Source organism: Virgibacillus siamensis, from assembly GCF_039522605.1.
Classification (GTDB): Bacteria; Bacillota; Bacilli; order Bacillales; family Amphibacillaceae; genus Lentibacillus; species Lentibacillus siamensis.
This window is the reverse complement of the sequence record NZ_BAAADS010000016.1, coordinates 196,848-213,373: the sequence shown is the minus strand read 5'-3', so window position 1 is coordinate 213,373 and position 16,526 is coordinate 196,848. Positions and strand designations below refer to the sequence as shown.

16 protein-coding genes are annotated in these 16,526 nt (G+C 40.7%); 11 read left to right on the top strand and 5 right to left on the bottom strand.

Annotated elements, in window-relative coordinates; all coding sequences use genetic code 11:
• Window positions 1–192: 192 nt before the first annotated feature.
• Entirely contained in the window at window positions 193–1,209 is a 1,017-nt protein-coding gene (locus ABD010_RS12185) for an ABC transporter permease (protein WP_343813387.1), read from the top strand.
• A gap of 17 nt (window positions 1,210–1,226) precedes the next feature.
• Window positions 1,227–2,087 (top strand): ABC transporter permease subunit, encoded by an 861-nt coding sequence (locus ABD010_RS12180; RefSeq protein ID WP_343813385.1) that lies wholly within the window; start codon window positions 1,227–1,229, stop codon window positions 2,085–2,087.
• Window positions 2,088–2,236: 149 nt separating this feature from the next.
• Here the strand turns inward: ABD010_RS12180 and ABD010_RS12175 are convergent, their stop codons facing one another.
• Window positions 2,237–2,728: a hypothetical protein gene (locus ABD010_RS12175; protein ID WP_343813383.1), complete on the bottom strand. Its 492-nt coding sequence runs from the start codon at window positions 2,726–2,728 to the stop codon at window positions 2,237–2,239.
• A 164-nt stretch (window positions 2,729–2,892) separates the two neighbouring features.
• Between ABD010_RS12175 and ABD010_RS12170 the strand changes: the two genes are divergently transcribed.
• Both ABD010_RS12170 and ABD010_RS12165 read left to right on the top strand, forming a co-directional pair.
• Complete coding sequence (locus ABD010_RS12170; RefSeq protein ID WP_343813381.1) at window positions 2,893–3,756, top strand: ABC transporter permease subunit; 864 nt, start codon at window positions 2,893–2,895, stop codon at window positions 3,754–3,756.
• Window positions 3,757–3,759: 3 nt separating this feature from the next.
• A complete protein-coding gene (locus ABD010_RS12165) occupies window positions 3,760–4,761 on the top strand; it encodes an ABC transporter permease (protein ID WP_343813408.1) in 1,002 nt (333 codons plus the stop codon).
• A gap of 172 nt (window positions 4,762–4,933) precedes the next feature.
• On the opposite strand, the gene ABD010_RS12160 is transcribed toward ABD010_RS12165, so the two are convergent.
• The 3 genes from ABD010_RS12160 to ABD010_RS12150 all read right to left on the bottom strand — a co-directional run bounded on the left by ABD010_RS12160 (window position 4,934) and on the right by ABD010_RS12150 (window position 6,089).
• Complete coding sequence (locus ABD010_RS12160; RefSeq protein WP_343813379.1) at window positions 4,934–5,284, bottom strand: type II toxin-antitoxin system PemK/MazF family toxin; 351 nt, start codon at window positions 5,282–5,284, stop codon at window positions 4,934–4,936.
• Complete coding sequence (locus ABD010_RS12155) at window positions 5,285–5,551, bottom strand: AbrB/MazE/SpoVT family DNA-binding domain-containing protein (protein WP_343813377.1); 267 nt, start codon at window positions 5,549–5,551, stop codon at window positions 5,285–5,287.
• 166 nt (window positions 5,552–5,717) lie between these two features.
• Window positions 5,718–6,089 carry a DUF3899 domain-containing protein gene (locus ABD010_RS12150; RefSeq protein ID WP_343813375.1) on the bottom strand — a complete coding sequence of 124 codons (372 nt, stop codon included), beginning with the start codon at window positions 6,087–6,089 and terminating at the stop codon, window positions 5,718–5,720.
• 297 nt (window positions 6,090–6,386) lie between these two features.
• On the opposite strand from ABD010_RS12150, the gene ABD010_RS12145 reads away from it, so the two are divergent.
• From ABD010_RS12145 to ABD010_RS12125, 5 genes are all read left to right on the top strand, one after another.
• Entirely contained in the window at window positions 6,387–8,114 is a 1,728-nt protein-coding gene (locus ABD010_RS12145) for a peptide ABC transporter substrate-binding protein (RefSeq protein WP_343813373.1), read from the top strand.
• Between the two features lie 324 nt (window positions 8,115–8,438).
• Window positions 8,439–9,368 (top strand): ABC transporter permease, encoded by a 930-nt coding sequence (locus tag ABD010_RS12140; protein ID WP_343813371.1) that lies wholly within the window; start codon window positions 8,439–8,441, stop codon window positions 9,366–9,368.
• On the top strand, window positions 9,368–10,387 hold the full coding sequence (gene opp3C, locus ABD010_RS12135; protein WP_343813369.1) for an oligopeptide ABC transporter permease: 1,020 nt from the start codon (window positions 9,368–9,370) through the stop codon (window positions 10,385–10,387). Before ABD010_RS12140 ends, opp3C begins: the two co-directional genes overlap by 1 nt.
• Window positions 10,388–10,400: 13 nt before the next feature.
• Window positions 10,401–11,420: an ABC transporter ATP-binding protein gene (locus tag ABD010_RS12130; RefSeq protein WP_343813367.1), complete on the top strand. Its 1,020-nt coding sequence runs from the start codon at window positions 10,401–10,403 to the stop codon at window positions 11,418–11,420.
• A gap of 104 nt (window positions 11,421–11,524) precedes the next feature.
• Entirely contained in the window at window positions 11,525–12,544 is a 1,020-nt protein-coding gene (locus tag ABD010_RS12125; RefSeq protein ID WP_343813365.1) for an ABC transporter ATP-binding protein, read from the top strand.
• A gap of 369 nt (window positions 12,545–12,913) precedes the next feature.
• Here the strand turns inward: ABD010_RS12125 and ABD010_RS12120 are convergent, their stop codons facing one another.
• Window positions 12,914–14,536: an ABC-F family ATP-binding cassette domain-containing protein gene (locus ABD010_RS12120; RefSeq protein WP_343813363.1), complete on the bottom strand. Its 1,623-nt coding sequence runs from the start codon at window positions 14,534–14,536 to the stop codon at window positions 12,914–12,916.
• 263 nt (window positions 14,537–14,799) lie between these two features.
• Between ABD010_RS12120 and ABD010_RS12115 the strand changes: the two genes are divergently transcribed.
• Both ABD010_RS12115 and ABD010_RS12110 read left to right on the top strand, forming a co-directional pair.
• Window positions 14,800–15,426, top strand: coding sequence for a hypothetical protein (locus ABD010_RS12115; protein ID WP_343813361.1), 627 nt, complete (start codon window positions 14,800–14,802; stop codon window positions 15,424–15,426).
• 93 nt (window positions 15,427–15,519) lie between these two features.
• Window positions 15,520–16,518, top strand: coding sequence for a helix-turn-helix transcriptional regulator (locus tag ABD010_RS12110; RefSeq protein WP_343813359.1), 999 nt, complete (start codon window positions 15,520–15,522; stop codon window positions 16,516–16,518).
• Window positions 16,519–16,526: the final 8 nt, after the last annotated feature.

Below are 16,526 nucleotides of genomic sequence, written 5' to 3'. Positions count from 1 at the left end.
TGGGGAGGTACTTCCTTTTTTATGTCTCTGAGCCCTTGCCGCAGAAGGGCTGATAATTATGAAATTCACTCAAATAGAAAAATTTTTGGAATTGGAACAAGAAATTCTGCCATAGGATATGAATCACGGCCTGGATATATAAAAGAATGATTTGCCAAATTTATTTTTAAAAGCCAAAAAGGGTGATGTACTTTGATAAAGACCTTATTTAAACATCCTCTATTTTTAACTGGTTTCTTATTTATCACGATTTTAATCAGTGCAAGTATTGTTCACGCTGTGTTTTTTGATGGGAAAATTCCGGTAGATCGGCAACATTATAATGAACAAGGTGAATTGATTGCGAAAAGTCCTTTTTCACCCATCGAGGTACCTCCGTTGGGAACAGATCAGGTAGGGAACCATCTCTTTTTTAAACTATTGCAAGGTGCGAAATACACGATTGGCATCGCACTAATTGTTGCGATGCTCAGAATGATTTTTTCTTTTATAATGGGGTTATTTTACGGGAATTTTGCTCTCAAGTTAGGCAGGTATGTATCAGGTATCGTAAATTCCTATTATTTTGTTCCGATATCGCTGCTTTGCTATGTTCTGTTGAGTGATGTTCTGTTGATTCGAAATCCATACGATGAAATAGAATACACCTTCGTTCAACGGGCTGGCTTCGAATTTATTATCTTGACCATTGTTGCTTTGCCGACAACTTCACTGTTAATCGGCGAACAAATGAACAGAATTATGAAGAATGAGTTTGTAGTGGGGGAAAAGACCCTTGGCGGAAGTCGGTTACATATTTTTAAAAGGCACATACTTCCCCACTTGTGGCCACGAATAATGATTCAATATGCGGGGCAGATTGTGCAGGTGCTTATCTTGCTGGCACACCTTGGTTTTTTTCATTTGATGTTTGGCGGTACGAAGGTAATAAAAAGTTTCGATATGGTTTATGTTTCCATGTCCGGTGAATGGTCGGGTATGCTTGGAAACAATTATTACCAATTTTTAATCCTGCCTTGGCTGTTCCTTGCCCCGGTTATTGCATTCACCGTAACGATTCTCGCCCTTAATTTTATGGTGAAGGCGATGGAGGAAGTGTTTCTGGGCGGGTGGATTCCAAAACGGAAAAAAGATAGGAACAACAGCCAAACTTTTGATACAGGTTCCGATGGGAAGGAATTGGATTTCAGTTTTGTGAAGAATCATTAGATCGTAGGGGGGAGTACATGGCAAATCTGGTTTATCGCATCTTATTGAAGTTTGTATTAACTGCAATTGGCATTTTACTGGTTGGGGCGCTTCCTGCCTTATTTCAAGGGATCCGGTTGGATTTTTCGAATTATTTTTCTTCGATTGCGGGTATATTTGCCGGTATTCTTAACCCGGAAGAAATGACGTATAGGATACTTAACAATGAGTATCCTTTATTCCCCAGGATATTTGAGGTATGGGCATATTCCATGACATTGCTGTTTATCGCATTTTTCATTGCATTAGGCATCGCACTGATTCTCACCTTCTTTACGGTGAAATTGCCAAAAAAGATAAAGGAAAAAGTAAAGTTTGTGCTGTTTGCAACCGAGTCAATCCCGGATATATTGGTGGTAGCTCTATTTATATTTTTTGTAATTACTATTTATCAGCAAACCGGTATCTTGTTTTTTAATGTTGCGGTGTACGACGAGAATATATACGTTCTTCCCATTACTGCACTAACGATTTTGCCAACCGTTCTGTTGTTTAGAGCAATGGTGTTGGAATTTGAAGAAGAAGAAGGGAAACAATATGTTGATGTTGCAAGATCGAAAGGAATTAAAGCGCAAAAGTTAATGGTTTCACATATTTTAAGGAACACGTTAATCAGTATTTTCCAAAACGCTAAGTATATTCTCTGGTTTATGCTTTCGAATTTACTTGTCATTGAATATGCATTCAATCTACATGGAATCCTTGATTTCATGTTCATGCGTTATTCACCTGAGGTATTAACGGTAGGGTTATTTTTAATATTTAGTGTGATATTCTTTGTGCTGTCGGTATTTCAGGTGATTATAGAGAAGGTGGTGATGCAGGAAGCAGAGATATAGGGGAGATGATGCTGCGTGACTTCTGGCGATTAGTGAACATACAGGAAAACCCCGTATAAGGGGAGTTATGCACAAGGATGTGAATAATCATGATGTATAAGCTATATTAAAACATTCCGCAGATCTGCTATCAGACCCGCGGAATCATACTATTTCTCAAATTTTAACTGGAATCGACCTAAAATATTACGCTTGTTATCTTCCATCTTAAAAACACTTGCCTGATATACACCTGGTTCAGGCACTTGAACTTTCGCTTTGTATTTGCCATTTTTTACTTCTTCCACTTGAAGCGGAAGCTCACCAATTGGCAGTTTTACCATTAACCCCAGCTTTCCACCGGTCAATGGTTCTCCGTCTTTAGCTACTTTAAATGGTATATCAAGTTCTTTTTCTTTAAATTTGAACGTGTCGTTTTCTATAAATACTTCATACTGAGCTGGAGCTTCCTCCGATTTATTTTCTTTATCTTCATTTTGATTAGTCTGCTTATCTTTACTTTTATCCTGTTGTTCAGTTTGTGCTGTTTCAGATTGGTTGTTGTCACTTTTCCCTTCATCGCTTGCTGATTGGTTGTCCGATGAGCAGGCTGTCAACGCTAAAATCAGTACGAATATAGCTGCAAATAAGATGTTTTTCATTGCAGTATGCCCCCTTTTTCATGCCAGCTTCAAAGTCAATTGTACTATAGTTTTGAATAATGACAATAAGAAATTTTAGAAAAGGAATGTATAACCAATATTTAAAAAATTCCTCCTCTTTGTGTTATCATTTGTACTATAATATAAAAAAGGGGTAATTGGGGATGGGTAATTTTACATATCGATTAGGTGTCAGGTTTGTTTTGAGTATCATTGGAATTTTTCTGATAGGATCGTTACCAGCGCTGTTTAATGGGATTCATCTGGACTTTGGATCCTATTTCAACCAATTGGCGAGCATATTGCCGGAAATTATCCGACCGTGGGAATGGACGTATACGGCTGGGGAATTTGATAGGTCATTGTTCCCGAAAATATTGGATCCATGGGCATACTCCATGACGTTGTTGCTTGGTTCTTTTTTTATCGCCTTTTTGGTGGCGATGGTTTTTGCTTACGTTACGTTACTGCTGCCAAGAAAATTGATTGATGGTATTAAATTCGTTCTTTTTTCTTTAGAGTCACTGCCGGATGTGCTTGTCATTGCAATGTTTCAAATAGCGGTGATCTGGCTGTACCAGAAAACGGGAGTTTTAATGTTTTACATCGCAGAATATGGCGATCATCAGCCATATATACTGCCGATTATTGCGCTTAGCATATTACCGACTATTTTTATGTATCGTATTTTTATTCTTGATTTGGAGGATGAATCGGAGCAGCCGTATGTGGAGCTTGCGAAGGCGAAAGGGCTGAAGCAATATACTGTTTTGCTGAAGCATATTTTGCGAAATGCTGTCATGGGAATTTTCCTGCATTCGAAATTCATTCTGTGGATCACGCTGTCCAATTTGCTTGTAGTGGAGTACATATTTGGGATCAGCGGATTGATTCAATTTATGCTCTCACTGCCGACACCACAGATCTTTACGATAGGGATATTGCTGTTTTTTGTGCCGATTTTCATTACAATGGCGATCGGGCAATTTATTATTGAAAAAATTGCTGCACAAAAGGTGGTGCTGTAATTGATGAAGGAATTGTTTAAAAAACCGCTGTTTGTAATCGGGTTTACATATATTTTGCTTTTGTTTCTGGCAAGTATGATCCACTGGTTTTATGGTGCGCCGGTACCGGAATACGATTTACTGTATGAAGATAATAAGCTGACCGGAGCTGCACCGCACAGCCCGTCGGAACTGCCGCCTTTTGGATCGGACCGGTTTGGTAAGGATTACTTGTACCTCCTTTTAAAAGGGGCAAAGATGACAATCGGTTTTGCGTTTGCTGCTGCTGTGTTGCGAATGATCTTCTCAGCCGGGTTAGGTCTTTTCTATGCGTTTTTCTTGAAGAGGGCAAACAAATTTATTACCGGCTTGACGGAGGCGTTTCAATATTTGCCGACTGCATTGCTGGCCTATGTCATACTGGAACCAGTGCTCATTCAGAATGAGTTCACCCGTACGTTTGCATCCGGCTTTTGGGAGCGGATTATATTTGAGTTAATTATTTTTGTCATCATTGCCACACCAACAATTTCGGTGTTGATTGGAAATGAAACGAAAATGATACTGGAGCGGGAGTTCATTACAGGTGCCCGAGTAATTGGAGCGGGACGCTGGCATACTTTAATAAAACATGTCATGCCGCACTTGGCACCAAAATTGTGGATTAACTTTGGGCAGCAGGTTATTCAGGTACTTGTGCTGCTCGTTCACCTTGGACTGTTAAAGTTGTTTTTGGGTGGTACGCTGAAACATCATTTGATGGATAATGGATTTGAGTCATTAACAGCAGAATGGTCCGGACTGATTGGCTATTCGTACGCATACCTTGATGTCCAGCCATGGCTTCCGCTGGTCCCGCTTGGCGCGTTTGCCATTACCATATTGGCGATGAACTATATGATCGAAGGCATGAAACAGGTGTTAATCAAAGACACCAGGGTGCGTAAACTCAGGAAAAACGTAGAACCCCCGGTTAAGGAATCGAAACCGGAGTTGACTCAGGAGGATTTTGAATTTGTTTCTTGATTCTTCAGGTTATTCTTTCCGTTATATCAAAAAAGATAGTGAAATATTTCACTATCTTTTTTTACTGTATTTTAGATACCAACTTTAAACCTTTCGGCGGTGGGAAGCTAAACTGCTAACCAAATTTCTTGTTCTGAAACAAATGTAGACCTTACAATCTCCTCTTTTTAGTTCATTCATCGGGCTGGTGAACTTCATATACATAAGTATGTATCACCTGAACAACCTTATTAATAAGGTCGTTAGGTGCTTTCCCTTTTATTTCTGCTTTTCTTGTTTTCCAGTCTAAGTTTTTCACCTGATCACTAATGATAACTCCAGAAACGGCAAACCCCTCTGGAATATCGATATTAAAGCCCCATTCCCTCTTGGTTCCACTAATAGGACAAACAGTCGCATAACCAGTTACACGATTAAATTTTTCAGGAGACAATACAATAGCTGGTCTGCGCCCCGATTGTTCTGTGCCTGTTTGAGGATTAAAATCTAAATAAATAAAATCACCACGGTCAGGAACCTGCATTTATAGGTCTTCCTTTCCTAGCGGTTTACTGAAAAATTCTTCATAGGGGTTTTTACCATCACATTGAGCCAATAAATCATCCAATGTCGGCTTTTCCTTTGGTGTTAACTCAATGCCATTTTTCGTATCACGAATATCCAACTCCGTACCTTTTACAATTCCGTATTTATCTGCTAGCCTATAAGGTATACGAATACCAATGCTGTTGCCCCATTTTTGTGCAGTAACAGTCATTTTATACACCCCTGTACGTTTATTTGTCTCCATTATAGCACCTCGCTAATAAAATGTATACTTTAGTTTATACATTTTCAAATGAAATGATACCTCTTTTGGTTAAAAGGGGAACAATTCCTATAACAAAGTGCAATTGGAATGTACAGCAGCCCGGATTTCCTATGCTGTAATTTTAATATAAAAACGAACACCTAATTCACATGGTCAAAGCAATTAGTAGTGTTACCACAAAAAATATACTGCCTGATGCGAGAATAGGATAGGCAATAGGAAAGTGATGCTCTTTTGGCAGGTAACTTTCTTCCTCCGCTTCCGGGTTTACCTCATATATCATTTCGTCAATTTTTCGTGTGCGCCGAAAGAAGCGTTTGAAACTGTATGTGATGCCGTTAAAAAATCCTGATTGAACCAGAAATAATGCTGAACCAATAATTAAATAGAGCAAACTGACTAAAAATGTTGCATTAACAATCGCTAGTAATGTAAAAGTCTTGTATATCAAATAAGTGAGTATCAGACTCAGAATTACTCCTATTATGAAAGTCCTGATAAATTGCTTTTTACTCAATGAAAGTCACCTCAATTCCTCTTTATCTTATCAAATCAACGAATAAAAATCACTATAATTTACCGCTGAAAATTACTTTTTAAGATGTAAAAATACTATAAAATGACATAGGTAAAAAGACCTATTTTTAGTCATAAAACCGTAATCTCATAGGCATTTTTTAAAATTATCTAAAAAAACTAATGCAAAAAAGTAAGAATACTTGTATAATGCTTATGTAGACAATTTTCAAACAAACATGAATATTGTTGAGAAAATGTCTGCGATACACATAATATTTTGAGGAGGGTCAAAATTATGAACAAGGGAAGGTTAAAATGGGGTTTTATTGCTGCCCTGTTGCTGGCACTTGGTATGGTGCTTGCTGCATGTAGCGGTGGCGGCGATGGAGGCTCAGGGGAAGGTGACTCCGGTAGTGATTCTGCCAGCGGCAATGATGAAAAATCATCCGAAAACAAAGAATTGGCGGAAGAGCAGGTATTGCACCTTGTCCGTGGTTCAGACTTACCGTCAGTTGATCCGTCGATTGCAACTGACACAACTTCTGCCGAGGTGATTGGAAGGACACACCCTGGACTCGTAACATTTAAAAATAAAGAACTGGTACCTGAAATGGCAAAAGAAATGCCTAAGAAGAGTGAAGATGGTCTGACATACACGTTTAAATTGCGTGAAAATCTTAAATGGTCCAATGGAGACCCGCTTACAGCAGAAGACTTTGTATATGCTTGGCAGCGCTTAATTGATCCAGATACAAAATCCGAGTATGCCTATATCATGGGTGTAGCAAATGTTAAAAATGCTGATAAGATTATGAATCAGGATAGCGATATATACGGTCAGGTTGAAAAACTTGGCGTTAAAGCAGTTGATGAACATACACTTAAAATAACATTGGAATCACCAATTCCGTTTTTTACTAGTCTAATGACATTTAATAAGTTTGCACCGTTAAACAAAGAGTTTGTTAAAAAGCAAGGTAAAAACTTTGCGAAAGAACCGAAAAACCTGCTTACAGTTGGACCGTATAAGTTGACTGAATGGGATCACGGTGTCGGCTGGACACTTGAAAAGAATCCTGACTACTATGCGGCAGATGAAGTCAATATAACAAAGGCTACTTTCAAAGTGGTTAAAGAACAAAATACGCAGCTGAGTCTGTACAAATCGGATGAAATCCAAATGGATGCATTATCATCTGAACAGGTCGATGCCTGGAAAGATAAACCTGACTTCCAACAGGTACCTAAAGGCTGTGTATTCTGGTGGACGTTGAATGCGAATAATGTACCTGAATTCAAAAATGAAAAAGTCCGTAAAGCAATGTCTATGGTTATTGACCGGAAAGGCTTGACAAATGTACTGTTGAATAATGGATCTATTCCTGCTCAGTATGTTGTTCCTAAAGGCCTTGCGATGGGACCTGACGGCAAGGACTTCCGAGAAGGTGTAGATGATTATCTGCCTGGCGGAGTGGAAGAAGCGAAGAAGCTTTGGAAAGAAGCTAAAAAAGAACTTGGTATTGATTCACTTGAGGTCGAATATGCAACAACAGACGGCGACAAAGCAGCACAAATGGGTGAATATATGGCAAATCAGCTTGAACAGCTGGAAGGTTTGAAAGTAACAATCAAGAAATTGCCTTGGAACGCATATTTAGAGGCAACGCAAAATGATAAAGCTGAAATTGGCGCAGGTTCCGGCTGGTGCCCAGACTACAAGGACCCTATGACATTCCTTGGTTACTGGTACTCAGAGAACCCGAACACTGACGGTCTTGGTCTTAAGCGGGAAGATTACGATAAGTTGATTGAAGAAGCGAGACAACTTGCAAAAGATCAAAAACCGAAAGAACGTTGGGCAGCAATGAAAGAAGCGGAGAAAGTTCTGATTGAGAATGCGTATACCATTCCAACATATCAGGCTGGTGAAGCGCTTGTAATTAAACCTTATGTAGAAGGTATAACAATGCAGAGTTTCGGTATTGAATACTACTTCAGAGAGGCAAAAGTATACAAACACTAAGCTAGAGGGTGTTTCGTGATACAGAATGGTTGAAAAAGGAGGTGCGTATTTCAAAGTGCGCACCTCTATTTTTCTGCTTTGAAAATTTAAGTGAATTACAATATTCTGAAAGCGCTTTATTTACTGAATTTAGTTCTTGATTTCGTTATTTCCTTGTAAATCATACGTGCTATGAAGGCGGTTGTTTCAAGGGTTACACCATGATTTTGGTGTTAATATAGGGTTAATCGTAAAATTCACATATTTAAAAATGGCAGAATTTTATATTGACTTTTGTACGTAATAATTAGAAAATATAACTACAAACTATGGAGGTGTGAGGATTTGGTAGGATACATCATAAAGCGTTTGGCATACATGTGCCTTACAATGCTCGTCATCATAACATTAACATTTGGGATCGTTAAATTATTGCCTGGCTCTCCATATCAAAATGCCGCAAAGTTAACCGAAGCCCAAATTGAAGCATTAAATGAACAATATGGGCTGGATGACCCTATCCCTGTCCAATACGTACGTTATTTGGGGAATGTAGTGACAGGGGAATTTGGAATTTCGTTTCAGTTTGATGGTCGTTCAGTAGGTACAATTATTGGGAATAAGTTACCAGTTTCTGTACAGCTTGGACTGGAATCAGTTATAGTAGGTACGATTATTGGTATTGTTCTAGGAGCAATTGCTGCACTTAGAAAAGGCGGAATTCTTGACTATGGAACCACATTATTTGCCGTGCTTGGTATCTCGATACCATCGTTTATTTTTGCAATGCTCTTACAGTATGTGTTTGCACTGAAACTGGATTTACTTCCGCTCGCATACTGGACAAGCTGGCAGCATCATATTATGCCTGTTGCTTCATTGTCCGTAATGTTTATTGCGCTGATTGCGAGATATATGCGGACTGAATTGGTTGAAGTAATGGGTTCGGACTATATCACGACCGCGAAAGCAAAGGGTTTGAGAAAATCAACCGTCATAACAAAGCATTCCATACGTAATGCACTAATTCCAATCGTAACGATTATTGGTCCGGCAACCGCAAGCATTGTGACTGGGTCACTTGTTATTGAGCAAATTTTCGCAATTCCGGGAATTGGTGATGCATTCGTAAATGCTATCTTTACTAATGATTATCCCGTGATTATGGGAACAACGATATTATTTGCGTTATTCTTTGTTGTCGCAATATTTTTAACCGACATGGTTTATGGAATAATTGATCCTAGGATTCGACTGGCAGGAGGCGATTCATAATGGCACTATCAAAAGACGAAATCACCCAGGATATGTTTGAACCGGCAGAAATTGAATCCGGTAAAGAAGAAGAAATCGCCACCGAAAGTCTCAATTTTTGGCAGGATGCTTTTCGCCGCCTTCGCAGGCAAAAGGCGCCAATGGCTGGATTAGTTGTTATTCTTGCCATTGTTGCAATGGCATTTATCGGACCTTATTTCAGTCCGGCTGATTCAATTGATGAACAGAACCTGCTTCGGTCCAACTTACCGCCGAAAATTTCCTGGCTGCAGGATGTGGGATGGCTCCCGTTCACTGGTGAAAATGCGCAGGGCGTCGATATGTATGAATCCAAAAGTGTTGATGAGAATTATTGGTTCGGTGCCGATGAACTTGGCCGTGATTTGTGGATTCGTGTATGGGAAGGTACCAAACTTTCGCTGTTGATTGGTCTTGTCGCCGGTGTTGGTGACATTATTATTGGTGTCATTTATGGCGGGATATCAGGTTACTTTGGTGGACGAGTCGATGAATTCATGGAGAGGATTATTGAAATTCTGATCGGGATTCCGCAGCTCGTATTAATGATTTTGCTTATTGTGGTAATGGAGCCCGGAATTGTTCCGATTATGTTTGCGATAATGTTTACCGGCTGGATTACCCAGGCCAGGATAGTCAGAGGACAGACACTTCAATTAAAGACGCAGGAGTTTACCCTAGCTGCCAGAGCACTTGGCGCCAATCATGGCCGGATTATCCGAAAACATATTATTCCAAATACCATTGGAATGATTATTATTACGATGATGTTCAGTATTCCGAATGCGATATTTGCTGAGGCGTTTTTAAGTTTCATCGGTCTCGGTGTTCCCGCACCGGAAGCATCGCTGGGGTCATTAATTAATGAAGGTTTTAAACAGATCCAATTTCATCCGTATCAGGCACTTTTCCCTGGCATATTAATCAGTTTACTGTTACTTGCATTTAATATATTCGGTGATGGTCTGCGCGATGCACTCGATCCAAAAATGAGAAAATAGGAGGCAGACAGTGTTGGAAAATATATTAGAGATAAACGATTTACATGTATCATTTGATACATTTTCCGGTGAAGTGCAAGCTGTCCGGGGGGTTGACTTGGAATTGAAGAAAGGTGAGGCACTTGCAATCGTAGGTGAGTCCGGTTCAGGTAAATCGGTAACGTCAAAAACGATTATGCAACTCAACCCAAGCCCACCGGGACGCATTAAATCCGGAGAAATACTTTTTGATGGGCAAGATCTTGCTAAACTATCTGATAAACAGATGCAGGATATCCGAGGTAAAGAGATTTCTATGATCTTTCAGGATCCGATGACCTCATTGAACCCGACGATGACTGTCGGGAAACAGATTATGGAAGGTCTGATTAAACATCAGAATATGAGTAAGCCGGAAGCGAAACAACGGGCGATAGAATTGTTGAATCTGGTTGGTATCCCGAACCCGGATACACGGGTTAAACAATATCCGCACCAATTTTCCGGCGGGATGAGACAGCGGGTTGTCATTGCAATCGCATTGGCATGTAATCCGAAAGTTTTAATCGCCGATGAGCCAACAACAGCTTTGGATGTTACCATTCAGGCGCAAATTCTTGATTTGATGAAAAATCTGCAGGCTGAAGGTGATACTTCCATTATATTAATCACACACGACCTTGGTGTAGTGGCTAATATGGCACAGCGTGTTGCTGTTATGTATGGTGGTAAAGTAGTGGAAGTAGGAACCGTGGATGAATTGTTTTACGACCCGAAACACCCGTATTCATGGGGATTATTATCATCCATGCCCCGTCTGCACGAGAAACAGGATGATCTAAATGCAATTGCAGGTACACCACCGGATCTATCGAACCCGCCGAAAGGGTGTCCGTTCGCCGCGCGTTGCCCGCATGCAATGAAAGTATGTACAGAACATATGCCTGAGCATACAAACGTAAGTGAAACACAGTCCGCTGCTTGCTGGCTGCTTGATGAACGTGCACCGAAAGTGGAGCCGCCGGAAGCTGTTAAGGCTGCTACTAATAAATAAAATTAGAAGCTTTATAGACTTTTAAACTGAATGATTATAAGACGATATAACCGGGACCAAAAAATAAATTTGGAGTTAATCCAAACATATGAGGGGGTTGAAACTTGTCACATTCAAATGAAAAACTGCTGGAAATCAAAAATTTGAAAAAACACTTTAAGGTTGGCAGAAAAGCAATTTTAAAAGCTGTCGATGGCATAAGTTTTGATATATATAAAGGTGAAACATTTGGACTTGTTGGCGAATCCGGCTGTGGTAAATCAACAGCTGGTCGGACAATTTTACGGTTATATGATGCAACTGAAGGTGAAGTGAACTTTGAAGGTGTAAATGTTCATGGGAAGAAATCAAAAAAGGAACTAAAAGCATTTAACCGAAAAATGCAGATGATTTTTCAGGATCCTTATGCATCATTGAACCCAAGAATGACCGTTATGGAAATTATTGCGGAAGGCATTGATATCCATAACCTGGCAAGCAGTAAAGAAGAGCGGAAAAAACGGGTTTATGAGTTGTTGGAAACCGTTGGGCTGAATCAGGAACATGCGAACCGCTATCCGCACGAATTCAGTGGTGGACAGCGTCAGCGTATTGGAGTGGCACGTGCACTCGCAGTGGACCCGGAATTCATTATTGCTGATGAACCGATTTCGGCACTTGACGTATCCATCCAGGCACAGGTTGTCAACCTGATGCAAAAACTGCAGGATGAGCGTGGACTTACCTACTTGTTTATTGCCCACGATTTATCCATGGTGAAGCATATCAGTGATCGTGTCGGTGTGATGTATTTGGGGAATATGGCTGAAGTGGCAAGCAGTGATGACATTTATGAGGAACCACTGCATCCATATACACAGGCACTGCTTTCGGCGATTCCGCTTCCGGATCCGCAACTGGAGCGGTCTCGTGAACGGATTGTTATTGAGGGTGATGTACCAAGTCCGATTGCACCGCCAAGTGGCTGCCGTTTCCGGACAAGGTGCCCGCATGCAATGGATATTTGCGCAAAAGTTGAGCCGGAATGGCAGGAGTATAGAAAAGATCACTTTGTTGCATGTCATCTGTATAATGATAAGTATAACGAAGAATATAAAGAAAGACAGTTGCAGACACAAAGTTAAAATGTGTCTTGGAAAACAAGCACCCCCAGTTGACATAATCAGCTGGGGGGTGCTTTTGTTCTTGCTTAGGAAACTATAAGATTTTGTAGATGTGGATAATGCACTTGCTCCTAATCAGCCACGTCCAGCTCCAGCGCCCAGCGACTAGCAAACTTCACACTTCCTCACTACGATAAGTCAACATCGGTTCGCTTTCAGCTTACCGTGTTTCCTTTATCTCATTGCGGAGTGCTCCAGTTTGTACGTCGCTAAACGGGCGCTTCCGCTTTTGTTCTAACGTCAGAAAGTATAAATTATGGTTGACCTTATAAGAAAAACTTCGGCAATCGCTATAAGACGAGGCGAATGCCGAGTTTTTCTAAAAAACGATTAAGCTGTGTACATTTCTTCCACTTTCTTTTGCAATTCATGATCAGCTATATATTCATCATAACTCATTTCTTTATCGATGATGCCGTTTGGTGTCATTTCAATCAGGCGGTTTGCGATACTTTGAATAAATTCATGGTCATGTGATGTAAATAGCATCGATCCTTTAAACTTAACCAGTCCGTTGTTCAATGCGGTAATGGACTCCAGATCCAGATGGTTTGTCGGTTCATCGAGAATCAACACGTTGGCACCTGAGAGCATCATTTTACTCAGCATACAGCGTACCTTCTCACCCCCGGACAGCACACTCGGCTTTTTCAGAGCTTCTTCACCGGAGAACAGCATGCGGCCCAGGAAACTGCGCAGGAATGTCTCGGTTCCATCTTCCGGGGAATATTGACGCAGCCACTCGACCAGGGTCGGTTCATCCCCCTCGAAGTATGCGGCATTATCCTTAGGGAAGTAGGACTGTGATGTCGTTACACCCCATTTATAGGTTCCGGCATCAGGCTCCATTTCTCCCATAATGATTTTGAACAGTGTTGTTTTAGCAATTTCATTTTTGCCGATAAAGGCGATTTTGTCATCCTTTTTCATTGTAAAGCTGACATTATCAAGCACTTTTTCTCCACCGATTGTTTTGGTTAATCCCTCGACACGCAGCAGATCATTGCCGATTTCACGATCCGATGTAAATGAAATGTACGGATAACGGCGTGACGATGGTTTAATGTCATCCAGTGTAATGCTGTCGAGCAGCTTTTTACGTGATGTAGCCTGTTTTGATTTGGATGCATTTGCACTGAATCTGGCGATAAACGATTGCAGTTCTTTAATCTTTTCTTCCTTTTTCTTGTTTGCTTCCTGTGCCATTTTGTTTGCCAGCTGACTGGATTCATACCAGAAGTCATAGTTGCCGACATAGATTTCAATTTTTCCGTAGTCAACATCCGCAATGTGCGTACAGACTTTATTCAGGAAGTGGCGGTCGTGTGAAACGACAATGACCGTGTTTTCAAAGTTGATCAGAAATTCCTCCAGCCATTGAATGGCATGGATATCCAGCCCGTTTGTCGGCTCATCCAAAAGCAGAATGTCCGGATTGCCGAACAGTGCCTGAGCAAGCAGTACTTTTACTTTTTGATCACCAGGGATTTCAGACATTTTTTTTGTGTGCAGTGATTCATCAATACCTAAACCTTTCAGAAGAACAGCAGCATCTGATTCTGCTTCCCAGCCGTTCATTTCGGCAAACTCGCCTTCCAGTTCAGCGGCGCGCATACCATCTTCTTCGGAAAAATCAGCTTTCATGTAGATGGCGTCTTTTTCCTGTTTCACTTCATATAACCGTTCATGCCCCATTAGGACGGTTTCAAGGACCTCGTATTCCTCATATGCAAAGTGATCCTGTTTCAGCACGGTCATCCGTTCGCCTGGAGAAAGGGAAACATTACCGGACTGTGCCTCTACCTCACCGGAAAGGACTTTCAGAAAGGTGGACTTACCGGCACCGTTTGCCCCAATCAGACCATAACAATTCCCGGGTGTAAATTTCAGATTTACATCCTCGAACAACTTTTTATCTCCATAACGTAAACTAACATTATTAACTGTAATCATGAAAACGTTCCTCCATTAAAAAGACATCACCGTTAGATTACGGGATTTACAGGATTTCGTCAATGATTAAAGGCTGTAATTAACTGTGTAGCCGGGAGGTGCCTGGCATTTGTTAAATTCGACAAGTATCGCATCTCCCGAATTTTGTCTAATAAAAAAAGACTATATTTTTCAGGGGAAATGTGTAACAATAAAGTTATGGAATAGAACGTTAAATTAGCTGCCATGACTATCGGGAATGGCCTTTAGCGGAGGGGAAATCAATGGGGGAGAAGACGATATACTTTCTCTTTACAGATACAGGGACATACTTGTCAAAGGTGATAAATTATGCTACCAAACAATCACTGAATCATGTTTCTCTGGCTTTTGACCCCGATCTACAGCAAGTTTACAGTTTTGGAAGAAAGAAACCGCATAATCCGTTTATTGGCGGATTTGTAAAAGAAGATATAAGAAGCGATTGTTTGCGAAATGCAGCCTGTGCCATCTATTCATTTGATATTTCGGAAAAAGATGTTACGCTGATTAAAAATCGAATCGCTGAGATTGAACTTCGGAAAGCAAATTATAAATACAACTTCATCGGACTGCTTGGGGTATGGTTGCAGGTGGAGATTAATCGCAGTAATGCACTGTTTTGTTCGCAATTTGTTGCCACGGTATTACACGATGTTGAGCTATTCCGATTTGAGAAGCCGATTTGTTTTATTACACCAGCAGATATTCGCACCCATCAAGGAATGCGATTGGTCTACAAAGGCACACTTGGAAACTATCAGTCCTGTGTGCCGGCCGAACGAAAATTGACCGTGGGGGAAAGCACCCTGCCGAAACAGTCATTTCTGATTGGCTTGTCCAAAAAAGTAAAGAAATTTGTCATCAGATGAGAGAACCTTGCAGATTTGATTGTATGGGTTCTTTTTTTAGGGGTTTATACCATTCTTGGCATTGGCAAGCATTTTAATAAAGGAGGGCGCAGAATGGAGCGGGGCGGCAATTATCGATTATTGAATTTGCGTGATATATTGTTTGAGGAAACAGATGATATGCATGAGCTTGGTATCAGTGAATTGAGCGAGAAACTCAAAGCATATACCGGTGAAACAGCTTTTGACAACCGGACAATTAAACGTGATCTGGAAACACTGGAAGAAACAGATTTTGAGGTTGTTCAGAACACTGGCAGATACGGAAAAATTCACTTCAGTCATCAGACGAGGCTATTTGAAACGTATCAGCTCAGGCTGATTATTGATGCGATTTTATCGGCCAAGTTTATTACGACCAATGAAAAAGAAAAACTCATTCAGAAGGTGAAAAATCTGACAAGCAAACACATTGCCAAAACACTCCCGGAACCAATTTTGTTCAGTCAGTCGGCCAACATGGACTATGAACTGGTAAAATTGAACATCGACTGTGTACACCGGGCGATTTCGGAGTGCAAGGTGCTTACTTATAAATACGGGAAATTTAACGTTAAAAAAGAATTTGAGTATCACCGCAATGCGGAGCAGTATTATGTGGAGCCATATGCGTTAATTTGGCAGAATGATTATTATTATCTGATCGGTCTGTTTCAGGAGACCAATGAATTGCGTCACTACCGGCTTGATCGTATTCGCAATATACAAGTCAGTGAGCAGACTTTCCGGAAAAAGAATTTTAATTTGCAGGAATATGTGGATCAGAGTTTTCATATGTTTGCAGGGGAAGAAATGCGAATGAAAATTCGTTTCGATAATAGTCTGGTTAATGTGGTGCTGGACAGGTTCGGTCAGGAAGCGGACATCCGGGAACTGGATGATAGCCATTTTGTACTGTCTACAAGGGTGAAGCTTTCAGAAGGCCTGATAAACTGGATATTGACGTGGGGACATAAAGCAAAAGTGCTTTCCCCGGATCATTTGGTTGATCGGGTGCGGGAAAAAGTTGAGAGAATGTATGCCGTTTATATGGAGCAGCAGAAAAACGGATAGCGACGCTG

Bases quoted from the DNA above. Each gene is read 5' to 3' on its own strand.
- ABD010_RS12180 (WP_343813385.1), top strand. From the start codon at position 1,227: ATGGCAAATCTGGTTTATCGCATCTTATTGAAGTTTGTATTAACTGCA.
- ABD010_RS12175 (WP_343813383.1), bottom strand. From the start codon at position 2,728: ATGAAAAACATCTTATTTGCAGCTATATTCGTACTGATTTTAGCGTTG.
- ABD010_RS12170 (WP_343813381.1), top strand. From the start codon at position 2,893: ATGGGTAATTTTACATATCGATTAGGTGTCAGGTTTGTTTTGAGTATC.
- ABD010_RS12165 (WP_343813408.1), top strand. From the start codon at position 3,760: ATGAAGGAATTGTTTAAAAAACCGCTGTTTGTAATCGGGTTTACATAT.
- ABD010_RS12160 (WP_343813379.1), bottom strand. From the start codon at position 5,284: ATGCAGGTTCCTGACCGTGGTGATTTTATTTATTTAGATTTTAATCCT.
- ABD010_RS12155 (WP_343813377.1), bottom strand. From the start codon at position 5,551: ATGGAGACAAATAAACGTACAGGGGTGTATAAAATGACTGTTACTGCA.
- ABD010_RS12145 (WP_343813373.1), top strand. From the start codon at position 6,387: ATGAACAAGGGAAGGTTAAAATGGGGTTTTATTGCTGCCCTGTTGCTG.
- opp3C (WP_343813369.1), top strand. From the start codon at position 9,368: ATGGCACTATCAAAAGACGAAATCACCCAGGATATGTTTGAACCGGCA.
- ABD010_RS12120 (WP_343813363.1), bottom strand. From the start codon at position 14,536: ATGATTACAGTTAATAATGTTAGTTTACGTTATGGAGATAAAAAGTTG.
- ABD010_RS12115 (WP_343813361.1), top strand. From the start codon at position 14,800: ATGGGGGAGAAGACGATATACTTTCTCTTTACAGATACAGGGACATAC.
- ABD010_RS12110 (WP_343813359.1), top strand. From the start codon at position 15,520: ATGGAGCGGGGCGGCAATTATCGATTATTGAATTTGCGTGATATATTG.